The sequence below is a fragment of the Pedococcus sp. P2_D7 genome (assembly GCF_056404295.1).
The window spans coordinates 681,317-703,849 of sequence record NZ_JBFUEH010000002.1 but is presented as its reverse complement, the minus strand read 5'-3'; the positions used below and the strand labels follow the sequence as shown (position 1 = coordinate 703,849).

Annotated in this window: 25 protein-coding genes; 7 read left to right on the top strand and 18 right to left on the bottom strand. The window is 72.0% G+C overall.

Annotation, left to right across the window (positions count from 1 at the left end):
- Positions 1-19: 19 nt before the first annotated feature.
- From menD to AC1DWJ_RS06830, 11 genes are all read right to left on the bottom strand, one after another.
- Positions 20-1,807 carry a 2-succinyl-5-enolpyruvyl-6-hydroxy-3-cyclohexene-1-carboxylic-acid synthase gene (gene menD, locus AC1DWJ_RS06880; protein ID WP_477620334.1) on the bottom strand — a complete coding sequence of 596 codons (1,788 nt, stop codon included), beginning with the start codon at positions 1,805-1,807 and terminating at the stop codon, positions 20-22.
- Positions 1,808-1,843: 36 nt separating this feature from the next.
- A complete protein-coding gene (locus AC1DWJ_RS06875) occupies positions 1,844-3,244 on the bottom strand; it encodes a PGAP1-like alpha/beta domain-containing protein (protein ID WP_477620333.1) in 1,401 nt (466 codons plus the stop codon).
- Positions 3,245-3,297: 53 nt separating this feature from the next.
- Positions 3,298-3,606: a hypothetical protein gene (locus AC1DWJ_RS06870; protein ID WP_477620332.1), complete on the bottom strand. Its 309-nt coding sequence runs from the start codon at positions 3,604-3,606 to the stop codon at positions 3,298-3,300.
- 91 nt (positions 3,607-3,697) lie between these two features.
- On the bottom strand, positions 3,698-4,459 hold the full coding sequence (locus AC1DWJ_RS06865) for a VOC family protein (RefSeq protein WP_457254046.1): 762 nt from the start codon (positions 4,457-4,459) through the stop codon (positions 3,698-3,700).
- A complete protein-coding gene (locus tag AC1DWJ_RS06860; RefSeq protein WP_477620331.1) occupies positions 4,456-5,919 on the bottom strand; it encodes a M20/M25/M40 family metallo-hydrolase in 1,464 nt (487 codons plus the stop codon). Before AC1DWJ_RS06860 ends, AC1DWJ_RS06865 begins: the two co-directional genes overlap by 4 nt.
- Positions 5,916-6,638: an esterase family protein gene (locus AC1DWJ_RS06855; RefSeq protein WP_457254049.1), complete on the bottom strand. Its 723-nt coding sequence runs from the start codon at positions 6,636-6,638 to the stop codon at positions 5,916-5,918. Before AC1DWJ_RS06855 ends, AC1DWJ_RS06860 begins: the two co-directional genes overlap by 4 nt.
- A gap of 26 nt (positions 6,639-6,664) precedes the next feature.
- Positions 6,665-7,813, bottom strand: a complete 1,149-nt coding sequence (locus AC1DWJ_RS06850; RefSeq protein WP_457254050.1) for an alpha/beta hydrolase — start codon at positions 7,811-7,813, stop codon at positions 6,665-6,667.
- On the bottom strand, positions 7,810-8,820 hold the full coding sequence (locus AC1DWJ_RS06845; protein WP_457254051.1) for a type 1 glutamine amidotransferase family protein: 1,011 nt from the start codon (positions 8,818-8,820) through the stop codon (positions 7,810-7,812). The genes AC1DWJ_RS06850 and AC1DWJ_RS06845 overlap by 4 nt, the downstream gene beginning before the upstream one ends.
- 12 nt (positions 8,821-8,832) lie before the next feature.
- Positions 8,833-10,056 (bottom strand): ATP-grasp domain-containing protein, encoded by a 1,224-nt coding sequence (locus tag AC1DWJ_RS06840; RefSeq protein WP_457254052.1) that lies wholly within the window; start codon positions 10,054-10,056, stop codon positions 8,833-8,835.
- Positions 10,057-10,119: 63 nt separating this feature from the next.
- A complete protein-coding gene (locus AC1DWJ_RS06835) occupies positions 10,120-11,124 on the bottom strand; it encodes an o-succinylbenzoate synthase (RefSeq protein ID WP_457254053.1) in 1,005 nt (334 codons plus the stop codon).
- A 61-nt stretch (positions 11,125-11,185) separates the two neighbouring features.
- On the bottom strand, positions 11,186-11,755 hold the full coding sequence (locus AC1DWJ_RS06830; RefSeq protein WP_477620330.1) for a CHRD domain-containing protein: 570 nt from the start codon (positions 11,753-11,755) through the stop codon (positions 11,186-11,188).
- 276 nt (positions 11,756-12,031) lie between these two features.
- Between AC1DWJ_RS06830 and AC1DWJ_RS06825 the strand changes: the two genes are divergently transcribed.
- Positions 12,032-12,514: a glutathione peroxidase gene (locus tag AC1DWJ_RS06825; RefSeq protein ID WP_477620329.1), complete on the top strand. Its 483-nt coding sequence runs from the start codon at positions 12,032-12,034 to the stop codon at positions 12,512-12,514.
- Between the two features lie 35 nt (positions 12,515-12,549).
- On the opposite strand, the gene AC1DWJ_RS06820 is transcribed toward AC1DWJ_RS06825, so the two are convergent.
- Both AC1DWJ_RS06820 and AC1DWJ_RS06815 read right to left on the bottom strand, forming a co-directional pair.
- Positions 12,550-12,912, bottom strand: a complete 363-nt coding sequence (locus AC1DWJ_RS06820; RefSeq protein ID WP_477620371.1) for a VOC family protein — start codon at positions 12,910-12,912, stop codon at positions 12,550-12,552.
- A gap of 74 nt (positions 12,913-12,986) precedes the next feature.
- Positions 12,987-13,928 carry a hypothetical protein gene (locus AC1DWJ_RS06815; protein WP_457254057.1) on the bottom strand — a complete coding sequence of 314 codons (942 nt, stop codon included), beginning with the start codon at positions 13,926-13,928 and terminating at the stop codon, positions 12,987-12,989.
- Between the two features lie 158 nt (positions 13,929-14,086).
- Here AC1DWJ_RS06815 and AC1DWJ_RS06810 point away from each other — a divergent pair, with 158 nt between their 5' ends.
- The 3 genes from AC1DWJ_RS06810 to AC1DWJ_RS06800 all read left to right on the top strand — a co-directional run bounded on the left by AC1DWJ_RS06810 (position 14,087) and on the right by AC1DWJ_RS06800 (position 15,772).
- On the top strand, positions 14,087-14,335 hold the full coding sequence (locus AC1DWJ_RS06810; protein ID WP_457254058.1) for a CopG family ribbon-helix-helix protein: 249 nt from the start codon (positions 14,087-14,089) through the stop codon (positions 14,333-14,335).
- Entirely contained in the window at positions 14,332-14,757 is a 426-nt protein-coding gene (locus AC1DWJ_RS06805) for a TA system VapC family ribonuclease toxin (RefSeq protein WP_457254060.1), read from the top strand. The genes AC1DWJ_RS06810 and AC1DWJ_RS06805 overlap by 4 nt, the downstream gene beginning before the upstream one ends.
- Positions 14,758-14,833: 76 nt before the next feature.
- Complete coding sequence (locus AC1DWJ_RS06800; RefSeq protein ID WP_477620328.1) at positions 14,834-15,772, top strand: 1,4-dihydroxy-2-naphthoyl-CoA synthase; 939 nt, start codon at positions 14,834-14,836, stop codon at positions 15,770-15,772.
- Between the two features lie 100 nt (positions 15,773-15,872).
- Here AC1DWJ_RS06800 and AC1DWJ_RS06795 read toward each other — a convergent pair whose 3' ends face one another.
- A complete protein-coding gene (locus AC1DWJ_RS06795; RefSeq protein ID WP_457254063.1) occupies positions 15,873-16,325 on the bottom strand; it encodes a hypothetical protein in 453 nt (150 codons plus the stop codon).
- 66 nt (positions 16,326-16,391) lie between these two features.
- Here AC1DWJ_RS06795 and menE point away from each other — a divergent pair, with 66 nt between their 5' ends.
- From menE to AC1DWJ_RS06780, 3 genes are all read left to right on the top strand, one after another.
- Positions 16,392-17,576 (top strand): o-succinylbenzoate--CoA ligase, encoded by a 1,185-nt coding sequence (gene menE / locus AC1DWJ_RS06790; RefSeq protein WP_477620327.1) that lies wholly within the window; start codon positions 16,392-16,394, stop codon positions 17,574-17,576.
- A 12-nt stretch (positions 17,577-17,588) separates the two neighbouring features.
- Complete coding sequence (locus tag AC1DWJ_RS06785; protein ID WP_457254066.1) at positions 17,589-17,873, top strand: PLDc N-terminal domain-containing protein; 285 nt, start codon at positions 17,589-17,591, stop codon at positions 17,871-17,873.
- A gap of 83 nt (positions 17,874-17,956) precedes the next feature.
- Positions 17,957-18,832: a 1,4-dihydroxy-2-naphthoate polyprenyltransferase gene (locus tag AC1DWJ_RS06780; RefSeq protein WP_457254067.1), complete on the top strand. Its 876-nt coding sequence runs from the start codon at positions 17,957-17,959 to the stop codon at positions 18,830-18,832.
- 51 nt (positions 18,833-18,883) lie between these two features.
- Here the strand turns inward: AC1DWJ_RS06780 and AC1DWJ_RS06775 are convergent, their stop codons facing one another.
- The 4 genes from AC1DWJ_RS06775 to AC1DWJ_RS06760 are packed head-to-tail and all read right to left on the bottom strand — an operon-like array spanning position 18,884 to position 22,530.
- Positions 18,884-19,183 (bottom strand): DUF4229 domain-containing protein, encoded by a 300-nt coding sequence (locus AC1DWJ_RS06775; RefSeq protein ID WP_457254068.1) that lies wholly within the window; start codon positions 19,181-19,183, stop codon positions 18,884-18,886.
- A complete protein-coding gene (gene ccsB / locus AC1DWJ_RS06770) occupies positions 19,183-20,142 on the bottom strand; it encodes a c-type cytochrome biogenesis protein CcsB (RefSeq protein ID WP_457254069.1) in 960 nt (319 codons plus the stop codon). Before ccsB ends, AC1DWJ_RS06775 begins: the two co-directional genes overlap by 1 nt.
- The gene (gene resB / locus AC1DWJ_RS06765; protein WP_477620326.1) at positions 20,139-21,776 is read right to left on the bottom strand and encodes a cytochrome c biogenesis protein ResB; all 1,638 of its coding nucleotides are present in this window, start codon (positions 21,774-21,776) and stop codon (positions 20,139-20,141) included. The genes ccsB and resB overlap by 4 nt, the downstream gene beginning before the upstream one ends.
- Before the next feature lies 1 nt (position 21,777).
- Entirely contained in the window at positions 21,778-22,530 is a 753-nt protein-coding gene (locus AC1DWJ_RS06760) for a cytochrome c biogenesis CcdA family protein (RefSeq protein WP_457254071.1), read from the bottom strand.
- Positions 22,531-22,533: the final 3 nt, after the last annotated feature.

Here is a 22,533-nt window from a genome sequence, read left to right as displayed (position 1 = left end):
GCGGGCTTCTGCCGCACGACTATGGCAGGTCGCCGAGGACAGACCGAGCGGCACGGCGCATCTCAGCATGACTGCTGCGGTGCAGGTCGCGGGTGACGGGCACCTCGATGACCGTCACCCCCCGTGGCGGGCTCGCCACGGCGAGGGCCAGCTCCCGCGCTGTCGTGACCCGCTGGTGGACCACGCCGAGCGCGGCACAGAGCATGCCCAAGTCAGCCCCGGTCGGCGTGCCGAAGAGCCGCTCGAAGTCCTCGGCCCGGTCTGGCTCACCGGGCTCGAGCAGGGTGAAGATGCCCCCTCCGTCGTCGTTGCCCACGACGATCGTCAGGTCCGGTCGCCGCTCGAGGGGTCCGACCAGCAAGCCGTTCGCGTCGTGGAGGAACGTCAGGTCTCCCATCCACGCATAGGCCGGCCGTGACCCAGCCAAGGCGATCCCCACGGCCGTCGAGACACAGCCGTCGATGCCGGCCAAGCCGCGGTTGGCCACCACGGTCATCGCGTGGTCGCGCCGACCGGCGGTCAGGTCGAGGTCCCGCACACTGTTGGACGATCCGACGAAGAGCGTTGCGCCAGAAGGGATCTCGTGCCAGAGCAGGCGGGCGATGTCGATGCCGAGCAGCTCCGGATCGAGGGTGCCGAGATGGGCCCGTTCTTCTGACGAGGCACCCGACAGGGTGGCGCCGACCGCATGTCCTGCGTCCACCCAGGCAGTCGCCCAGCTCGACCCGCCTGCGAAGCCCTCGACCCGGTGGTCACCCAGGACGTCGAGCACCTCCGGCTCCCAGATCCGCGCCACCGTCGGGGCCGACTCGATCCACCGGTGCGTGCGGACCGCCTCCAGACGGACCCCGGGTCGGCGCAACAGGGCCGCCACCGGTCGGGACAGCGTGACCCGACCCACCGTGACCACTCGCGCGGGGGCGTGGGCGGCGAGCCACTCCTCGCTCGCCAGGACCAACGGGGCGTGAGGCGTCACACCGTCACGCGGGTGGGTCCCGAACGGCTCGGCCACGACTGGCCACCCGTGGCTGCGCGCCCAGACGAGCACCCGCCCGAACTGCTCGGGGTCGGGCAGGTCGCCCACCACGACCAGCGTGCGTGCCTCGCGCGTGGCCCCCTCGCCCGAGCCGTCGGTGGGGCCACGGCCCCCCGACACCGTGCCCGAGCCGGCCACGTCCTCGCGCTGCTCGGCCCCGAGTGCGGGCACCGGGTCGGCTGCCCCGGCCAGCTCCTCCGGCCGGGCCCGGCCCGGCGTCGGCACCAGGGGCTCACGGAACTGGACGTTGAGGTGGACCGGGCCCGGCTCCCCAGCGCCCCTGGCGCCGGTGGCGTGGCGGACGGCGTCGGCAGCCAGCGAGCGCCAGCGCCCGAGCTCGCCGGCGGGGCCGCGGGGGGCGTCCACGTCGGCGGACCACCGCACCGCCGTGGCGAACATGCCCGGCTGGACCGTGGTCTGGTTGGCACCCGTCCCCCGCAGCTCGACCGGTCGGTCCGCCGAGAGCACGACCAGCGGCACGACTCCGTGGTGCGCCTCGAGCACCGCAGGGTGGAGGTTGGCCACGGCCGTGCCTGACGTCGTCACCACGACCGCGGGCACCCGGGTCAGCTTGGCCAGGCCCAGCGCGAGGAACCCTGCGGACCGCTCATCGACGCGCACGTGCAGCTCGACCCGACCAGCGCGCTCGGCCTCGCGCAGGGCGTAGGCCAACGGCGCCGACCGTGAGCCCGGGCAGAGGACCGCGTGGCGGACTCCCTGCCGGACCAGCTCGTCCACCAGGACCGTCGCGAGGGCGGTGGACGGGTTCACGGGTCGGATTGTGCCACCACCGCGGGGGCTCGTTGGTCAGGGCCGCACCCGGGTGATCGCGTAGTCGCGGATCACGGGCTCGCCGTGGGTCGCCCCGTCGAAGAACGGGGCGCTGGTCGAGCGCCAGGTGACCAGCGACGGGTCGGTGGATGCGTCGATGAGGGCAGCGGTGTCGACGTATCCGCTCACGTCATGGGTCTGGCTGGCCCGGTCGACCCCGTCACCGTGGGCGTCGCGCGTCACCGTCACCCAGCCCGACCGGTCGGGGTTGCGCTGGCCGTCCAGCCGCGGGACGGCGTCACGGGTGTGCTCCAGCGACAGGACCTGGGTGTCGACCGGCACAGGCATGCGACCCACCGGCGCGCCCATGGTCACGACCTGGGTGACCAGGTGCCCTGCGGTGAACCGGGGCGACGAGGCCAGCCCGGCCGCGGCGATGCCTCCGAGGCTGTGTCCCACCAGCATCACGGGAGCGCGGTCGAGCGGCGCCGCCCGGACTGACGACTCCGCCTGGGCCTGCTCGAGTGCCTGCTGCACGCCGTCGGCGAGGACGGTGGCCTCCTGCGCCATCGAGCGGACATCGGTGGTGAGGTCGAACGGTGTCTCGCCGGCCCGGGGGTCCCAGTCCTGGGTGCCACTGATCTCCACCACCCACACGGACCCGCCCGGCTGCGGCACCTCGATGACGCGCACGTGGCCGCCGTAGTCCTCGCCGTCTCCGACGTTGCGCTGGTCGGCGGCGAGGTCGCGCAGGCTTCGCGGGGCCCGAGCGCCGGATCGCGGCACCGGCTCGGCCGTGACCTGTGCCCGACCACGGTCGTCGAGCAGTCCCCACACCCCGGCGGAGTCCGCCAGCGTCGAGACGGCCAGCTCGTAGTCGCGGCCCGCGCCGTCGTCGCCGTGCGCGCCCCGGCCGAACGATGGCGGTCTGACGGGGACCAGCGGAGCGGTGAGCGGGTTCGACTGCAGGCCCAGCACCAGCCCTTCCGCGCCGCCGGCGAGGTCGGCGACTCCGGGCTGGTCGAACACCAGCCGGTCGAGCAGGGTTGCGACGTCCACCCCGAGGGCGTCGAGGGCCAGGACACCGACGAACAACTCCGGAGCCAGCTGTCCCGCTGCGAACAGCACTGCGTCCTGGGCGCGCTCGACCGCCGCGCCGACAGCCGCCTCTCCGGCGCGGTAGGCAGCCGCGGTTGCCCGCACCGTGGCCGCCAGCGTGACCAGTGCCGCGACCTCGCACCCGAGCCCCAGCGGCCCAGCCTCCTCGACCAGTGCCTCCTCGACGACCACCCCCGTCGCAGGGCTGAGGAGGGCGCCGGCCACCACGTCAGCGTCGGCGGCACCGGCTGCCACGAGGCCCACGACCACGCCTGCCTCGCGCGCCACCTCCGCGAGAGCGCGGGCGGCCTCGTCGAGCGAGTCCAGCCCCACGGCCACGCCGCCAGAGCCTCCCCGCACGCGGAGCCCGCTCGAACGGCCCTCACCAGTGCTCACCCCCGCCCCACCACTCGCGCACCCAGCGCCGCGCCCATCGCGACGACCTGGGCCAGCTCCGCGCGGGCGACGGTGACCGCCTCGGCGTGCACCTCGACCAGACGGGCAGCCGTCTCGAGGTCGATCGCGCAGCGCCGCAGGCCATCGGCCCGCTCGGCCACCCGGACGCGGAACAGGGTCGCCGCCGGTGAGCGCCACGCCACGTCGCCGGTCCCGAGGACCCGCGTGGCGAGCCACCGCACCCGGTCCGCCTCGGCCCTCAGCCGGGCGGCCACCACCCTGATCTGTTCCGGCTCCCCCACCATGTCGCAAGGCTGTCGCGCTGGCCCGTCGCGCCCCAGCGACCGACGACCTGCCTGTGGAGCACAGCCAGCGAGCGCTCGAGCTGTGGACGGCCTAGCGCGCTACGAGCCCGGTCAGCGGATCGCGCTCGGTCAGGCAGTAGCGACGCCCGGCCGGGTCGACGAGCACCGTCCAGACGGCCTCGACGCGCTCGACGGCAGCCCCGAGGGCGACGTGCCGCGCCGTCTCGGCCTCTCGGTCACGGCAGGCGAAGTCCACGTGCGCCCGCACGTCTTCGTCACCCTCCACGAGCTGCTGGAGCAGCAACCGCACCGGTATGCCGTCGGGCCGCAGCAGGCTCGTGAAGCCCGGGACGCTTCCCGGCCGGGCCTCCCACCCGGTGAGCGCGGACCAGAAGGCGAGCTCCGCGGCATACCCGGACGCGGGGACGTCCAGGCAGACCTGGTCAAGCAGGGTCTGCGCTCCCGATCGGACCTGGCCCGCAGCGGTCTCGTGGGCCTGCCACCGCGTCAGGCAGAAGACGAAACCGCCGGGCGAGCGGCACACGACGACGCCCAGCACCCCGTCGTCGTCGGGCACCTCGGCGAGCACCTCGGCGCCGAGCCTGAGGGCCTCGTCGCGGGCCCTCTCGAGGGGCTCCTGCACGTCGAGGTCGAGGTGCACCCCGCCGGGGCCGCCCACCCGCTGCACCTTGACCCACGCCGAGCCGTCGGCGGGGAGCAGCGTGGCGAACTCCTCGCGGTCACCGCGCCGCGGCGAGACGACCGTCGCGGTCACCGCGCGCCAGTACTCGACAGCCTCGTCGAAGCGCTGCTCAGGGAGGTCGAGGAAGGTCCAGACCCAGCGGACCCTCATGACCCCTCCTCCGTCAGCCCACCGAGGTCCGCGTGGCTGTCCCAACCTCCCAGCTCCGCCAGGCTGTCCCAACCTCCCAGCTCCGCCAGGCTGTCCCAACCTCCCAGCTCCGCCAGGAAGAGGGCCTGGGTGAGCGCGGTCCGCCGCAGCTCCTCGGGGTCGACGCTCTCGCCCGGCGCGTGGATGCGCGAGGCGGGCTCCTCGACACCCAGCAGCATGATCTCGGCGTCGGGCACGAGCTCTGCGAGCGCTGTGGCCAAGGGGATCGAGCCGCCTTGCCCGGTCGTGACGGCGTCCCGACCGAAGGCAGTGCGCATGGCTCGCTGCATCGCCGCGTAGGCCGGTCCATCGGTCCGCGCCCGGAAGCCGTGGCCGAGGGAGACCGGCTTGATCTCGACCTCGCCGTACGGCGTGTGCGCGCGAAGGTGCGCGATGAGCAGCTGCTGCGCGGCCTCGGCGTCGGTGTCTGCGGGCACCCGCAGGTTGACCACGGCGCGCGCCTCCCCCTGTGCCGCAGCCGTCACCTGCGAGATGGGTGGGCAGTCGATGGCCAGGACGGTTGCTGCCGGGCGTGCCCACAGCAGGTCAGCGATGGCGCCCGTCCCGGTCAGCGGCTCGACGTCGTCGAGCAGGCCGGCGTCCTCACGAAAGCGGTTGGTGTCAAAGGGCGCTCCGTCCCATACCCCTTCGTGCGACAACCCGTCGATGGTGGTTTCACCATCGGTGCCACGCAGGCTGGCGAGGGCGGTGAGAAGGGCCTGGAGTGCGTCGGGCGCCGGACCGCCGTACATGCCGGAGTGTGCCGGGTGGGTCATGGTGCGCACCGTCATCAGCACGCTGCCCGTGCCCCGCAGCGAGGTCGTCAGGGTGGGTAGGCCGGCCTCGACGTTGCCGGTGTCCGCAAGGAGCAGGGCGTCGCAGGCGACGAGGTCCGGTCGAGCGCGGGCCAACGCCTCCATCCCACCGCTCGACTGCTCCTCGGAGCCCTCGCAGACGACCGCGACCCCCACGGGCCAGGCGCCGAGCACTTCCCGGAGCGCCCGGAGGGCGAGCAGACTGGCCACGAGGTTGCCCTTGCAGTCGGCAGATCCCCTTCCGTACCAACGCCCGTCACGCTCGGTCAGCTCCCAGGGCGGCGTCTGCCACCCGTCCGGGTCGCCGACCGGCACCACGTCGTAGTGCGAGTAGAGAAGCACCGTGGGCGCGCCAGCCGGGCCGGCTGTGCGGCCGACCACCGCGAGCGAGCCGTCCGGCGTGGGATGCGCCTGTATGCCGTCCACGCCGGCCTGCGTGAACAGGTCACCGACCAGCTCGGCGGCGGCCACGCACTCGCTCTGCGGCTCGATCGCGGGGTTGGCGACCGAGCGCAGCCCGACGAGACGTGCGAGGTCGTCGCGAGCCCGCGGCATACCGGCGTCGACGGCAGCGGCGAGGCGCTCGGCGAGCGAACCCTGCGTCACGGCACCAGGTCGTCGAGGTAGAGCGGCAGCATCTCCCACCAGGTCGGCCAGTCGTGGTCGTAGCGGTCGCCCCAGTCGTCGACACGGTTGGGGATTCCCTTGCGGCCCAACGCATCAGCCGCGGCCCACGACTCGCCCACGTCCTCCCAGCGGCCACTGCCCGAGGCCAGCACGACGTAGCGGTGGCGCAACATCTCCAAGGCCGGCCCCTCCAGCCCGGGGAGGAACTGGAGCGGCGAGGAGAAGTACCAGTCCTCGGTGGTGTCGCCGCCGATGAACTGCTCCACGTGGTAGGTGCCGCTCATGCAGATCGCCGCGCTGAAGAGGTGCGGGTAGCGGCAGATCATGGCGAACGAGTTGAAGGCACCGATCGAGGCACCGGCCACGACCACCGACTGGGGGGAGCTGTCGGCGTGGATGGCAGGCACCACCTCCTCGGCGATGGCCTGGTGGTACTGGTTGAACAGCCACATGCGGTGCTCGGGCGAGCCCTCGTTGCGCTGCAGCGCCTGGCCCGCGGCGCTGTCGCACGAGTAGAGCTTGACCCGGCCGGCCTCGATCATCGGGGCCAGGGTGCCCACCAGGTGGTGGCGCTCGACCTCCTCGGCGTCACCACCGGCCGTCGGGAACAGGAGTACGGGCACGCCGTAGTGGCCCCAGCGGACGAGCGAGATGTCTCGCCCCATCCGCTGCGAGTGCCAGCGTTCGGTGACCTTCATGCCGTCCTCCATCTGGTCGGGTGCATCTACTCGTACACGAACTTCTGGGGTCCGGGGAACAGCCAGGACAACCCGTCACGCTGGCGGTCGCGCCAGTCCTCCCAGTTGTGCCCGTCGCGCGCCTCGACGTACTTCACCGTCATGCCCGCGCTGCGGAAGACCGGCACCATCGACCGGTTCGGGGTGATCAGCGGTTCGTAGGTGCCGCAGCTCATGAAGAGCCGCTCCACCGGTGCCGTCGGCTTCGCACGGTAGCGGTTGACGAACTTCACCACCGGGTCGAAGGCCGGCCCACCGCCGTGGTCGGTGCCGATGTCCGTGAAGACCAGCGACGCCGACTGCAGGAACAGGGACCCGAAGACGCCGGGATAACGGACGGCCGTGGACAGGGCCGCGATCCCACCGAAGCTCGACCCCATCAGGCAGCGCGCCTCGGGGTCGTCGACCAGGGGCAGTCGCTCGGCCAGCGTGGGCAGCAGCTCGCGGGCGATGAACCGGGCGTGCGGTGCGTGGTTCGGGTACTCCCGCAACCGGTCGCGGGGTGGGACGAACGCCGCGATGAGGGGTGCCACGTCGAGCCGGTGGATGAGGTTGTCCAGCACGGTCTTCATCGCCGCGTAGTTGAGGTAGTCGTCGCCGTCGTGGACGACCAGCAGGGGGTAGCGCAGCGCGGGGTTGTAGCGCGCCGGCAGGTAGAGCTTGACCGGCTGCTCGCGACGCAGCGCCTTCGACGTCAACGTGTCCTCGATGAGCTCGCCAGGCCTGGCCTCCGGGTCGTGGTGCACCCAGTCGGGCACCTCGTAGCCCGTGGCGGCGCAGACCGAGCTCGACCCCATCGGCGAGTGCGCCACGCGGGGGTTGAGCGGGTCGTTGAAGGTCTCGTAGCGGTCGCCGTGGCGGGTCTCGAGCTGGTACTCGACGCGCGAACCGCTGGGCAGCACGGTCGTCGCCGCCCAGAGGTCGGTGTCGGGGAGCCGCTTCATCGGGAGCGGGTCGGGCAGGCCCACGACCCGGTGGCGGACCCGCACCTCGTCGGCCTCGCCCCGGAAGAGGAAGGTCGCCCGCTCGCCCTCGATGATCGGGGCACCGTGCCGGGCGATGAACCGGTCGAGGGTGGCTCCGTCGACGGGCAGGCGCTCCCGGAGCCGGTTGATGACCAGGCGTGCCTCACTCACGAGCCGGCCCCCCGGCCGTCCATGACCTCGTGCGCTCCGCGCGCATCGTCCACCGTCTTCGCCCCGTTCGCCGCGCCGAGCTCGTGGACCGCTCCGTCGATGCCGAGGATCCGGGCACCGCGCGGCAGCCCCCCGTCCTCCGTCAGCTCGAGGGCGGTGCCGTCGTCGAGCAGGACGCAGTGCTGGTCGGTGAACCGGCGGGCCATGACGGCGCAGCGGTCCCGGTCGTCGAGCCGCAGCCGGCGCCGGGCGTGCGGCAGGGCCACGATCCCCTGGACCCGGCCCAGCCCGCGGTCGAACACCTCGGCCTCGGTGTTCCCCTCCGGGCCGTGGTCGTGGAACAGGACGACCCGCTCGGTCAGCGCCATCGCCCCGGCGGACCAGGCGATCACCGGCACGTCGTCGGGGATGCTGATCGCGAAGAGCCGCAGGGTCCGCAGGAGGGTGCCCACGTGGCCACCGGTCAGCACGACCGCCGCCGACTGCCCGAGCAGGTCGGCGAGCTCACCACGGTGCCAGCCGATCACCCCGCTGGAGTCGATCGGCGCTGCCCCGTCGAGGTCGGTGTAGAGCCCCTTGAGCTGGGTGGCGTACCACTGGTCGACGTGCCGGACGACCTCGATCGAGTCGTCCAGGGCAGCGTATGCCGTGGGCTCGCCCCGGACTCGTCCCTCGCCCTCGCGCGTGCGGCGCTGCACGGCATACACACCGTCCATGGCGTTCTGGAGGCGCAGCCGGTAGAGGGACAGGAGCGCGTCGTGGCGGTCGCGGAAGGCGAGCGCGGCGCTGCCGAACGCCTCGTCCTTGGTGATCACGTCAAGGCTGCGGTGGTAGAGCCGCAGGTGGCGGGTGTCGCCGCCGAGGACGGTGTCGAGCTCGTCGACGACGTCCTCGCGCTCCTCCCAGCCGGCGTTGATCGTCGCGACGGGTCCGTCGACACCGAGGGAACGCAAGGCGGTGCCGGCCGTGGTCATGAACCGTTGCGGCCCGAGGAGGACGGTGCGCATCAGGGGCCGGGACTAGCCCGCGTGGACGTGGACGGTGCGCCCCACGTCGTCGAGCATCCCGCGCAGGGTGTCGTAGTCGGGGTGGCGCATCCGCACGTAGGCGTTGGCCATGTAGCCCGCCTCGACCGGCTGGGTGTGGTGGCCCACCGGCGGGAAGTGGCCGTCGATGATCCACTCGCCGTGGCGCCCCTGGATCTCGTCGATGCCGCTGTACCCGGTGATGTGGCCGTCGGCGTCGGGGCGCAGGGCCACGATGCCGGCGGAGTAGGGGCGACGCATCGGCGACTCGGGGACGCCGTGCGTGATGATGTGCGCCCACTCCCGGTAGACATCCACGTCGTTGCTCGCGGAGTAGAGGTCCCAGCAGCCGACGCCAGGTGGCCGGCAGCCGATCTCGGAGAACTTCAGGCCCTTGGGTCCGTGGAACCACTCCATGTGGGTCGCGCTGGTCCCGATGCCCAGCGCCTCGATGACCTTGGCACCCATGGCGGCGACCTCGCTGTAGAACGACGAGTCGGTCATCCGGTTGGTGGTGGCGAACTGTGGGGAGATCCAACGGCTGCGCATCGCCTCGAGGACGTTGGGGTAGTAGTGCGTGGTCCAGTCGTGGACGACGTGGCCATCCTTGGCGATGGTGTCGTAGAAGCCCTCGTGCCCCTCGACGAACTCCTCGATCGCGATCGACGCGGCTCCGTGCGAGCCGAACTCGGTGAGCGCGTGGGCCATCTCGGCGTCGTTGTCGACCCGCACCGTGTCCTTGGCGCCGGCGCCGTCGCGGGGCTTGAGGATGAGGGGGTAGCCGACCGCCTCGGCGAACGCCCACGCCTCGTGGGCGTGGTCGATGGCGGCGGACGCGGCCGTGGGGACGCCCACCTCGCGCAGCGCCTGCTTCATCGACGGCTTGTCACGGCACAGCCAGGTGGTGCGCACCGAGGTGCCGGGGACGCCGGTGGCCTCCCTGACCTGGGCGGCCACCATCGTGTGCGCCTCGACCGTGGCCTCGAGCGCATCGACCCAGACCTTGGACTGGATGAACTGCACGGCCTCGGTCATCGCGCGCAGGTCGGTCACCGAGCCGACCTTGTAGTAGCCGCTCATCGCGCTGCGGAGCTCGTCGTCGAGGGTGTACTCGTCGGACTCCCCGATGCCGATGACGTTGGCCCCGACCGACGCGAGCGCGAGGGCGAACCGGCGCTGGTTGGCAGGGAACCCCGGCTCCACGAAGACGATGTTCACGGCCCCGACTCTAGCCACGCGGGGCGATCCGTGCGCGGGCCCGGGGTCGCAGCGAGAGGCTCGTCAGGCCAGGACCGCCCAGGAGTCCCGGACCCGCTGGGTCCACCAGTCGACGCGGTCGGCGGGGGCCGCCCACTGCGTGAGCAGTGCCTCGTCCGCCTCCACCCGGCCGACCGGGAGGACCCCAGCGCGTGGAAGGAGCGGTGCGTGGGTGACGTCGCCCTCCAGCAGGGCCACCGTGCCGAGCCCACAGGCGAATGGAAGCGCGGGCAACGCTGCCGCCAGCGCGACCCCCGCGGCCATGCCCACCGACGTGTCGAGCGCCGACGAGACCACGGCAGGCAGCCCACACTCACCGACCACCTGCAGCGCGCGCCACACCCCGCCGAGCGGGGCGACCTTGACCACGACCAGGTCGGCCGCCTCCTCGCGCGCCACCCGCACCGGGTCCTCGGCCTTGCGGATCGACTCGTCCGCGGCCACCAGCACGTCGGTCCCGTGGCGGGCGAGGGCGAGGCGCAGCTCGCGCAGCTCGCTCACCTGCGCGCACGGCTGCTCCGCATACTCGAGCCGGTATGCCGCGAGGCGGCTCAGTGCGTCCGTCGCCTCGCGCACCGACCAGCCGCCGTTGGCATCCACCCGGATCCGGCCGGCCGGGCCCAGCACGTCGCGCACCGCGGCCACGCGGTCGAGGTCGTCCTCGAGGCGCTGGCCCCGCTCGGCCACCTTGACCTTCGCCGTCGTCGCGCCCTCGAACCTGGCCAGCACCCCTGGCACGTCAGCGGCGGCCACGGCCGGCACGGTCGCGTTGACCGGGACGAGGTCGCGTCGCGGCTGCGGCCACCGGCCCCATCCTGCCTCGACGGCGGCGGCCAGCCAGCGCGCGGACTCAGCCGGCCCGTACTCGAGGAAGGGTGCGAACTCCGCCCACCCGGACGGGCCGCGCAGCAGGGCCGCCTCGCGCACGGTGACCCCGCGGAAGCGGACCCGCAGGGGGATCGACACCACCCGGAGCCCCGCGAGCAGCTCCTCGACCGGAGGCGGCTCGGGCGAGGGCGGCGACGTCATGCGCCCATTGCAGCAGACGCGCCCGGACCGTGGCTGTCGGCCCGGGCGCGACCCCCTGCGCTCAGTGGTCGTCGTGCGCGCTCAGCTGGTTGCGGATCTCACCCGCCGGGTACTTCGTGCTGTGGACGTTGGCATAGGTCGAGTCGGCCCGGATCGCCGACAGCAGCTCGGAGAGCTCACCCGGCGCGATGCCCTGCCCGGTGGGGCCGATCACGTCGGAGGAGTCGAGGACCCCGCTCACCTCGCCCGGGTTGGTCGTCGGGCAGGCCGGCGTGACCACGCCCGGAGGGGACCCGACGTTGCTGCACAGGAAGACGCTGACCCCACCTGTCTGCGACGGTGACCCGAAGTGGATGTGCGACTGGGTGACGGTGCCCTCGAGGTTGGCATAGCGCACCGTGTAGGCGATCGTGCCCGCCACCGGGTCGATGCGCAGGCGGATCGAGCCCTGCCCGCTCGTCGACAGGGCCAGCGGGGTCTCGTGGAAGCCACTGAGGCGTTCGGTGATCGTGAAGGGTTTCTGGCCGCCGCTACCACCGTCGGCCGAGGCCGCCGCAGTGAACGCTGCGACGCCCACCGCGCCGAGCCCTGCTGCCGAGGCGAGCACGCCCCACTGCTTGAGTCTGTTCATGCAGTCCTCCTGACAGGTTCCGGGGGCATGGCTGCCCCCGTCAGGTGGAGACGAGGCAGCGGCTCACGCGGTTCACCCGGGCGGGGACCCCTCTGGCCCGTCATGGACATCGGCGACAATCCCGATGGAATAGGTGTGGACGGGAATCCGCTGCACCAGTGGCTACGAATCCCACCCAAGCAGGTCACTTCGGCCTGCCCGGGGAACAGGCCCAACCACCTTCCGGACCCGCCAGCCGAGTCCGTCCCCCCGACCGTCACCCGAAAGGCTCCCCCCGTGCCGACTCTCTCCGACTTCACCGCCACCACCCTCACCGGTGAGGAGCAGCCGCTGGCCGACTTCGCCGGCAAGGTCGCCCTCGTCGTCAACACCGCCAGCGAGTGCGGCTTCACCCCCCAGTTCGAGGGCCTGGAGAAGCTGTACGGCGAGTACGAGGAGAAGGGCCTGGTCGTGCTGGGCTTCCCGTGCAACCAGTTCGGTGGCCAGGAGCCCGGTGACGAGGCCCAGATCGGCGAGTTCTGCCAGCGCAACTACGGGGTGAGCTTCCCGATGTTCGCCAAGGTCGACGTGAACGGTGCCGACGCCCACCCGGTCTTCGACTGGCTGAAGTCGGAGAAGGGCGGCCTGCTCGGCAGCAAGATCAAGTGGAACTTCACCAAGTTCCTCGTCGGCCGCGACGGCCAGGTCATCAAGCGCTACGGCTCGACCACCAAGCCCGAGGACATCGCCAAGGACCTCGAGGAAGCCCTCGCGGCCTAGCCCGGCCCCCGGCCCCCGCCCCCTGCCGCGACCGCTCAGCGGTCGCGGCTCGACAGCACGCAGAACTCGTTGCCCTCGGGGTCGGCCAGGACCGTCCACGTGACGTCGTCGTCCTGGCCGACCTCGGCGAGGGTCGCACCGCGCTCGAGGAGCGCCGCGATCTCAGCGTCGCGGTCCTGGCTGGTGTGCGGCGCGAGGTCGAGGTGCAGCCGGTTCTTGACCGTCTTGCCCTCGGGCACCGGCACGAAGACCAGCCCCTGGGCCTGCCGCATCCAGGTCGCGCCGTCCTCGATCACGTCCTCGCTCATGTGCTTCGGAATGACCGCGACCTCGTGCTCGTCCTCGTAGACGATCTGGAAGTCGAGCGTCTCCGCCCACCAGCGAGCCTGCGCCGCGATGTCGTGACAGTCGATGACGGATGTCGTGACAGTCGATGACGACGGTGTACCAGCGAAGTGCCATGGCCCCGAAGCTATCCGGGCGGACCGACAGCGGCGACCGGGTCGACAGGCACGGCCGGCGCGGCCGGCTCGGCGTCGGCGAGGACGCGCTGCCTGATCAGGAAGGCCCTGAACCGGCCGATCAGCAGGTCGGCACAGCCCAGGCTCCACGTCTGGGAGGAGCGGTAGGGGTGGCCCAGGTCGACCTCCACGCCGTCGGGGCCGGCCACGGCGTGCGCGAACCTGCGGGCCCGGTCGTGCGGAGAGGACCGCAGCCCCAGGTGCCGCCACAGGGCGGATGCCGCGACCGCCCGGCCAGCGCCGACCAGGTCGTTGGCCATGGCGACCGCATGCAGCACCGCACCGGCCGACATGTCGTCGCGGTCGTAACCCCGCAGCAGGGCGGGTTCGGCGGCCACGGCGCGCACCAGCAGGCGCCGGCAGGCGGTGCGGCCCTCGACCCCGACCAGGGACAGCGCCACGGCGTCGATCCGGTCGGAGATCGCGGTCACCCGCTCACGCAGGTCGCCCGGCACGCGGCTCACGTCGAGCGGTTCGTCGGGCAGCGGCTGCGCGGTCAGTGCCGCCAGCTCGTCCGGACCTCCGACGAGGGAGCGCAACCAGGTCAGTGCCAGTTCGTGCCGAGGCTGCATCGGCACGTGCACGACCGTGGGCCGGGGCGTCGGGCGAGGCGTGCCGCGCCCGAGCTCGAGCGCGGCGCACTCGTAGCCGCTCCCCCGGACGGGTCGCCGCACGGTGTCCACGACCTTGTCGTCCATCATCACGACCATGGTGAAGTGACCGAGGTCGGGCCCGTATCCGCCACTGAAGCCGTCATCGCCGTCGTCGAACCGGTCATCGAAGCCGTCGTCGCCCATCAGGTCCTCGTAGCGGCGCTCGTCGTCGCTGCGTCGGCCGAACGGCAGCACCGCCGCCGCGTCGCCCCACTGCCGGCCGCCATCGCCGTGGCTCATCCCTGCCCCCATCTGCCAGGGCGACCCACCCCCGGGCCGCCGCTCTGGGACCAACCCTGACAGCCCCCGCCGACACTCCCGCCCACTTGTCCACAGCCTCCGTTCGAGACGAGGGCGATTTCCTTGCATCATGATGCACCCTGTGATGCACTGATGCCATGCGCACCACCATCACGATCGACGCCAGCCTCCTCCGAGAGGCGAAGGTCCTGGCCGCCCGCACGGATCGCACGGTCAGCAGCGTCCTCGAAGAGGCTCTCCGCGAGCTGCTGGCCCGCCAGATCGAGGCCGATGAGCGCAGACGGGCGGGCTTCAGCCTGCCCAGCTATCACGGCGGCGGCTTTCTCGTCGACATCCTCGACAAGGAAGCCCTGGCCGACGCCCTGGGCGACAACGACCCCCGGTGATCATCTTCGACGTCAACGTCTTCGTGAACGCCATGGACCTGGACGCCGCAAGCTACCCCGTGGCGAACGAGGCCCTGGTCCGGGCGCTGACAGGGACCGAGCCCGTCGGCATCATCGACGAGACGCTGACAGCCACCGTGCGGATCTGCACCAACCGGCGGATCAAGGCCCACACGGCCTCGACCGATCGAGCCCTGGCCTTCTGCGAGCGCATCCGGTCCGCGCCCATGGCCGAGCGCATACGGTCCGGCCCTGACGCCTGGCAACGTTTCACCACCATGGTCACCGCTTTGGAGCTGCGCGGTAACGACATCACCGATGCCTGGTTCGCCGCCCAGGCGATCGGCCTCGACGCACATTTCGTCACCTTCGACCGCGGCTTCCAGCGGTTCCCGGGTCTGCGGCTCACCGTCCTCGGTTAGCCCGCACCACGGCGAGGTATGTCGCGGGGGCGACCGCGCGGCATACCTCGCCTCTGGCGCGGCTAGGCTCGCGCAGGTGAGTGAGCAGCCTGTGGTGAGCCAGCCCTTCGACCCCGACGCGTGGGACGCGGTGGAGGGGTTCGAGTTCACCGACATCACCTACCACCGGGCGCGCGAGGTGGGGGCGGTGCGGATCGCCTTCGACCGGCCCGAGGTGCTCAACGCGTTCCGCCCGCACACCGTCGACGAGCTCTACCGGGCCCTCGACCACGCGCGCCGCACCCCGGACGTGGGCGTCGTGCTGCTCACGGGCAACGGCCCCGGTCCGGACGGCTCGGGCAGTGCCGGCCAGTGGGCGTTCTGCTCCGGGGGCGACCAGCGGATCCGTGGCCGGTCGGGCTACCAGTACGCGCAGGGAGACACCGCCGACACCATCGACGAGCGACGGGTGAAGGCCGAGGGTGGCCGCCTGCACATCCTCGAGGTGCAGCGCCTCATCCGCACGATGCCCAAGGTCGTCATCGCCGTGGTCGGCGGGTGGGCTGCCGGCGGCGGACACTCGCTGCACGTCGTGTGCGACCTGACCATGGCCAGCCGCGAGTGCGCCCGGTTCAAGCAGACCGACGCCGACGTGGGCTCGTTCGACGGCGGCTACGGTTCGGCCTACCTCGCCAAGATGGTGGGGCAGAAGTTCGCCCGCGAGATCTTCTTCCTCGGCCGCACCTACACCGCGGACGACATGCACCGGATGGGCGCGGTGAACATCGTCAGCGCCCATGCCGAGCTCGAGTCGGACGCGCTGCAGGTCGCCCGCGAGATCATGGGCAAGAGCCCGCAGGCGCAGCGGATGCTCAAGTTCGCGTTCAACCTGCTCGACGACGGGCTGATGGGGCAGCAGGTCTTCGCCGGAGAGGCGACCCGGCTGGCCTACATGACCGACGAGGCCGTGGAGGGCCGCGACCAGTTCCTCGAGAAGCGTGACCCCGACTGGTCGCCCTACCCCTGGTATTTCTGACCCGTCGACCTCACCCGGCGGGCGCGACGTGTGGCCACCTGCTCGTCACCGACCGACCCACAACCGATCTCCGCGACGACCTGCGCGCCCCACGTGCCGGTCAGCCGGAGCCGCCGAGGTCCACCTCGTACGCCTCGTAGACCAGGTCGGCGCCGATCTGCCGGTGCCGCACCAGCTGGCCCATCAGGGTGGTGACCTCCTCGCGGAAGGCCGGCAGGTCGGCGATCGTCCCGCCATGCTCCAGCACCGCCAGGTAGCCGCCGATCGCCTCGGAGTAGCGCGCATGCTCGCCGGTCAGCCGGTCGACCGCGGAGATCAGCCGTGGCGCCCCGTGCCGCACCCCGTCGTAGATGCCACCGGGCCGCTCGGTCAGGTCGATGTGGTCGCGGAAGTCGTGCGACAGCTCGGCCAGCGCAGCGCGCACCCGCTCCCGCCACGCCCCTCCGCGGGCGATCGGGGAGGCCAGCGCGTCGTCCACGGCTGCGACCGAGTCGCGCAGCTCGCCGCGGTGAGCGCGCACCCGCTCGATGTATGCCGCGAAGTCGGCGTCCATGGCACCTCCCGACCCCATCGTCCCGCCGCGCGTCGGCGCCGTCCACCTGACGGCTAACCTGACCGCGTGACGTCGCTGCGACCGCTGGCCATTGCTGCCGGCCCGGACGCCGTGGCCGCGCTCCCCCTCCTGCGCAGGGCGCTGGACGGCGAGTTCGCCGTCCTCCCGTATGCCGCCTCGTCACCTCCTCCGCCAAGCCCCGACGGCGCCGCCCCCGACGAGGGCACCGCCGTGGTCGTGGGCACGTCGGGCTCGACCGGCAGCCCCAAGCTCGCGATGCTGCCGGCCCGATCCCTCGCCGCGAGCGCAACAGCGACGCACGACCGGCTCGGCGGCCCGGGCGCGTGGCTGCTGGCGATGCCGCCGCACCACATCGCCGGGGTGCAGGTGCTCCTGCGGTGCGTCGCTGCCGGCACCGAGCCCGGGTTCGTCGACCTGTCCGACGGGTTCACCCCCGACGCCTTCAGCAGCGCGGCCACCCGCTTCGCCGAGACCACAGCCGGAGCCCGTCGCTACACGGCACTCGTGCCCACCCAGCTCGTGCGACTCCTCGCCGACGAGGCTGCGACCGCCGCATTGGCCGGGCTCGACGCCGTCCTCGTCGGCGGCGCCGCCAGCCCTCCGGCCCTCCTCGCCCGGGCCAGGGCCGTCGGGGTGCGAGCCGTCACCACCTACGGCATGAGCGAGACCTGCGGGGGCTGCGTCTACGACGGCGAGCCACTCACCGGCACCACGGTCCGGGCCGATCCCGACGGCCGGCTCCTGCTCGACGGCCCGACGCTGGCCACCGGCTACCTCGGTCGCCCGGACCTGACAGCCGCCGCGTTCATGACCGACGACGACGGGACGCGGTGGTTCCGCACCGACGACGTCGGCCACCGCGACGAGCAGGGCCGCTGGCACGTCGACGGCCGGCTCGACGACCTCATCACGACCGGTGGTCTCAAGGTCGCGCCGCGGCTCGTCGAGGAGGCCCTGACCGCACTGCCCGGCATCGCCGAGGCCGTGGTCGTCGGCACGCACGACGACGACTGGGGCCAGGTCGTCAGCGCGGCGATCGTGCCCAGCCCCGAAGGGCAGCGCCCCGGCTCCGCGGCACCCACGGTGACGACCCTGCGCGAGCAGCTGCGCGGCATACTCCCGGCGCATGCGCTGCCCCGACGAGTCCTGGTGCTGACCGCGATCCCGCTGCGCGGACCGGGCAAGCCGGACCGCGTGGCGGTCGCTGATCGGTTCGCCGCCGACGCGTGACACCATGGGGTCATGATCCGGCTGCTGCCCTGGCTGCTGACGATCGCGGTGACCGTCTACGCCGTGGTCGACTGCATCCAGACCGACGACGCGCAGGTCAGGGGCCTGCCCAAGCTGTTGTGGCTGTTGCTGATCCTGCTCTTCCCGATCGTGGGGGCGATCGCCTGGTTCATCGCCGGCCGCCCGCAGCGCGGCACTGCCGGGCGCGGCCCGGGGGGCGGGCCGCGTGGGCCATCTCACCGTCCGCCGCCCCCGCGTGGCCCCGACGACGACCCCGACTTCCTCCGTAGGCTCTGAGCCTGACGCATCCGTCGTCCGCACCCGCACCTGCCCGCACCACTGTCCGTCACACATCACCGCAAGTGAGAACACCACCCCCCATGGCCACCCTGAACCAGTGGATCGCCGGCGCCCGCCCGCGCACCCTCCCCGCCGCCATCGCCCCCGTCGTCGTGGGGACCGCAGCCGCCGTCCCGCTGGACCGCGCGAACCTGGGGCTCGGGCTGCTGGCCCTCCTCGTGTCGGTGGGCCTGCAGGTCGGCGTGAACTACGCCAACGACTACTCCGACGGCATCCGCGGCACCGACGGCGACCGCGTGGGTCCGGTGCGCCTGGTCGGCCAGCACCTCGCCGACCCCGCGAACGTCAAGCTGATGGCGTTCGCGTTCTTCGGGTTCGCTGCGCTGGTCGGTCTGGCGCTGGTGGCCCTCAGCGAGGCCTGGGTCATGATCCCGCTCGGCGCCCTGGCCGTCCTCGCCGCATGGAAGTACACCGGCGGCGACAACCCGTACGGCTACCGCGGGCTCGGCGAGGTCTACGTCTTCCTGTTCTTCGGGCTGATGGCCACCCTCGGCACGCTCTACACGCAGGCCAAGGAGCTAACCTGGGTCGGCGTCGCCGGCGCGGTCGGGGTCGGCGCCATCGCCTCGGCGATCCTCGTGGTCAACAACCTGCGCGACATCCCCACCGACCGCGAGAGCGGCAAGCTCACCCTCGCGGTGCGGTTGGGCGACCACCGCACCCGCTGGTTCTACGCGCTGCTCATCCTCGTCGCCGTCGCCATGGTCGTCGTGGTGGCCCTCCAGCACCCGCTCGCCCTGATCGCCCTGCTGTCGCTCGGGCTGCTCTGGAAGCCGCTCCAGGCGCTGCGCACCGGCGCCACCGGGCGGGACCTCGTGCCGGTGCTCGCCGCGACCGGCCTCTTCGAGGTCGGGTATGCCGTGCTGCTTGCTGCTGGGATCGCCCTCAGCTCGTAGGGCACCCGGCCCTGACGCCACGCTCCCCAGCTACTGCCAGAGGGGTTGCCGTCAGCGGTACTCGACCGGCCCGCCGCGCTCGTCCTCGGCGTCCTCGGCCGCCTCGTCGGCCCCACTGACGGCCGGGGCGTTCGCCTGCTTGGCCGCCGTCCGTCGTTCGATGCGGCGGGCCAGCTCGGCGGTGCTCTCCTCGCGGAACCGCGCGAGCACGAAGAAGGACAGCACCATCGAGATCAGTGCGCTGAGGACGAGCAGCATCCAGCGTTGGCCGGGGTCGCGCAGCCCGAGCAGCCAGAGCAGCGACAGCACCCCGAAGAAGATGAGCAGTCGCAGGACGGAGTAGCGCAGCATTACAGCCCCGAGTAAGAGTGCTGGCCGACGAAGAACACGTTCACGACGGCGAAGTTGACGATGATGCAGGCGTAGCCGGCCAGCGCGATGTAGGTCGCAGTCTGGCGGCTGATGCCACTGGTCGCCCGCGAGTGCAGGTATGCCGCGTAGACGACCCAGATGACGAACGTCCAGACCTCCTTCGGGTCCCAGTTCCAGTAGGACGCCCACGCCTGGCGGGCCCAGATGGCGCCGGCGATGAGGGTGAAGGTCCAGAGGGGGAAGGCGACGATGTGCAGGCTGTAGGCGGTGCGCTCGATCGCCGGGGTCTCGGGGAACCGGTCGAGGACGCTGGCCCTCCCGGACCGCTCGAAGGCGTCCTTGAGCAGGTAGACCACGCTCAGGGCGGCTCCGATCGTGAACACCGCGGTGGCGAGCGTCGCCACCGTGACGTGGATGACGAGCCAGTAGCTGCGCAGGGACGGCATCAGCTCGGACGCCTCGGTGTACCAGACCGCGACGGCCATGCCGAGGACGAGGAGCACCGGGCCGGTGATGAACAGCCCCAGCCAGCGCAGGTCACGGCGGGTCGACCAGATCGAGTAGGCCAGCACGGTGAACATCGAGCCCATGACCGCGAACTCGAACATGTTGCCCAGCGGCCAACGGTGCACGGCGACCCCGCGCAGGGCCACCGACAGCAGCAGCAGGAAACCGCCGAGCCAGGTCGTGGTCGAGCCGATGCCAGCCGCCTTCGCCGCCCGGGAGGACAGCTCGGGCCGGGCCGGGGCCTCGGCCGGCACGGGCGCGCCGGCACCCACCAGCTCGCGGTCGCGCTCGGCTGCCTTGGCCCGCAGGCCGTCCCGGGCCGGGAGCAGGGCGGCCAGGTAGACGGCGTGGCAGACCATCGCGATCGTGAAGACCGCCATCGCCGAGTAGAGGCTCAGGTTGGCGTAGCCCGCCAGGGTCTCGTTGGTCATCCTCGTGCGTCCAATCTGCTGTCCGGCTCGGGCTCGCGTTCAGGGTCGGGCTCGGTTCCAGGGTCGGGCTCGGGATCCGGTCCGGGAGCGAACCGGGCCTCCAGGTCGGCGACCAGCCGGTCGACCAGCTCCTGGAGCCCGTCGTCGTCGCCCTTGGCGAGGCCGCCGACGGCTACCACGGTACGACCCGGTGCCGTGGCGGGGGAAACGCGGACGAAGACCCGCCGGCGCCGGACCACCAGCGAGCAGATCAGCCCGGCCAGGGCGAGGAGTGCGGCCACGAGCGTCACGAACTTGCCCGGGTCGTGGCGGATCGACAGCCCGGCGAACCGCTCCACGCCCTCGAAGCTGATGCTGCCGCGACCGCCCGGCAGCTGGTAGGTCTGGCCCGGCTCGAGCCAGATGCGCAGCGGGTCACCCTTCGCGCTCTTGAGCTGGGTCATCTTGGCCGTGTCGAGCAGGTAGACCGACTGCGGCCGCCCGCCGGGAAAGAGCTCACCCTCGTAGACCGTGAGGGCCAGGGCCGGCTTCTTCGCGTCGGGGAAGACCGAGATCGGGCCGAGCTCCTTGTCGATGGTGGCCGTCGGCAGGAACAAGCCCGAGAACCCGAGCTGCTTCGGCTGGGCACCGGTCACCTTCACGACCCCGACGGACTTGTAGTTGTTGTCCTGGGCCAGGAACGGCGTCGGCGCGCTGTAGACCTTGTCGCCGTTGGCGTCACGGACCGTGATGACCGGGGCGTAGCCGTTGCCGAGGAGGAAGACCCCGGCGCCGTCCATCTCGAGGGGGTGGTTCACCTTGATGGTCGACTGCCGGTCGGCAGACGACGGCGTCGCCTTGGTCGTCACGTGGGCGGTGAAGTCGCGCGGCGAGCCGAACTGCCCACGCCCCGTGACGTTCTCCTCGAAGGTGGCGTCGAGCCGGTCCACCGTGAGCTCGAACGGCGAGAGGCTGTCGGCATCGACCCACGGCCCGGGGCTGAAGGTGTCGTAGCGCGCGAGGGTGTTCGCGAAGGACTGGCCGACGGGGATGATCACGTCGCCCTTCCACCCGAACAGGTGCCCGATCGCGACGCCGACGATGACGAAGATGAGCGACAGGTGGAAGACGAGGTTGCCGGTCTCCTTGAGGTGACCCTTCTCGGCGCTCACCGAGGTGTTGTCATGCGACACGAGACGGAACCGCTTGGCGCGCAAAAGCTCCCGCGACGCGGCCACCACGTCGTCCTCGGTGGCCCGCACCTCGATGGTGCCTCCGGCGGGTAGTCGAGCAGGGCGGGCCGGGGCCTTCGGCGGCGCCGAGCGCATCGCCTTCCAGTGCACCTTGCTGCGGGGTAGGACGCAGCCGACCAGCGAGATGAACAGCAGCAGGTAGATGGCCGCGAACCACGGCGAGGCGTAGACCTCGAAGAACCCGAGCCGGTCGAGCCACGGACCGGCCTTCGGGTGGTTGGCGATGTAGTCGGCCGTGCGGGCCGCGTCGATGCTGCGCTGCGGCCAGATCGACCCCGGCACCGCACCGACCGCGAGCAGCAGCAGGAGGAAGAGCGCGGTGCGCATGCTGGTCAGCTGCCGCCACATCCAGCGCAGCCAGCCGAGTGGGCCCAGCGTGGGCTGGGTGATGGTCTCGCCCATGTCAGATCACCGTCTGGAAGCTGTTGACGAGCGTGGTCTGCACGTGGCGGGTCAGGGAGTCCCAGAGCCCCGTGACGAGCAGGACGCCGACCACGAAGAGCAGCGCCCCGCCGAACAGCTGGATGCCGCGCTGCCGCTTCCGCAGGAAGCTCGAGACCCGGCCGAACCGTTCGTAGCCCGCGGCGATCAGCAGGAACGGCACGCCGAGCCCGAGCGAGTAGAGCAGCGCGAGCACGACCCCCCGCGTCACGGCCGAGCCGTTCCCGGAGGCCGTGGCCAACACCTGCACCGCGCCCAGGGTGGGGCCGGTGCACGGCGCCCAGCCCAGGCCGAAGACGGCTCCGAGCAGCGGCGCACCGGCAAGGCCCGAGGCCGGACGGCGGTGCAGCTTGAGCTCCCGCTGCGTCCCCGCGCCGATGAACACCAGCGCCATCAGGATCACCACGACACCACCGACCCGCATCAGCACCTCACGGTGCTGGATCAGGGCCGACCCCACCCCCGCGATGATCACGGTGGTGGTCATGAAGACGACGGTGAAGCCGAGGACGAACAGCAGTGCCCCGAGGACCATCCGGTGGCGCTTGCGCTCGGCGAGCGACTCGTCGGACAGCCCGGTGACGTAGCCCAGGAAGCCCGGCACGAGCGGCAGCACGCACGGGGACGCGAACGACACCAGGCCGGCGACCAGGGCCACCGCCATCGCCACCGGCAGGGCACCGGAGGTCACCGTGTTCGCGGCATCAGCAGTCATCAG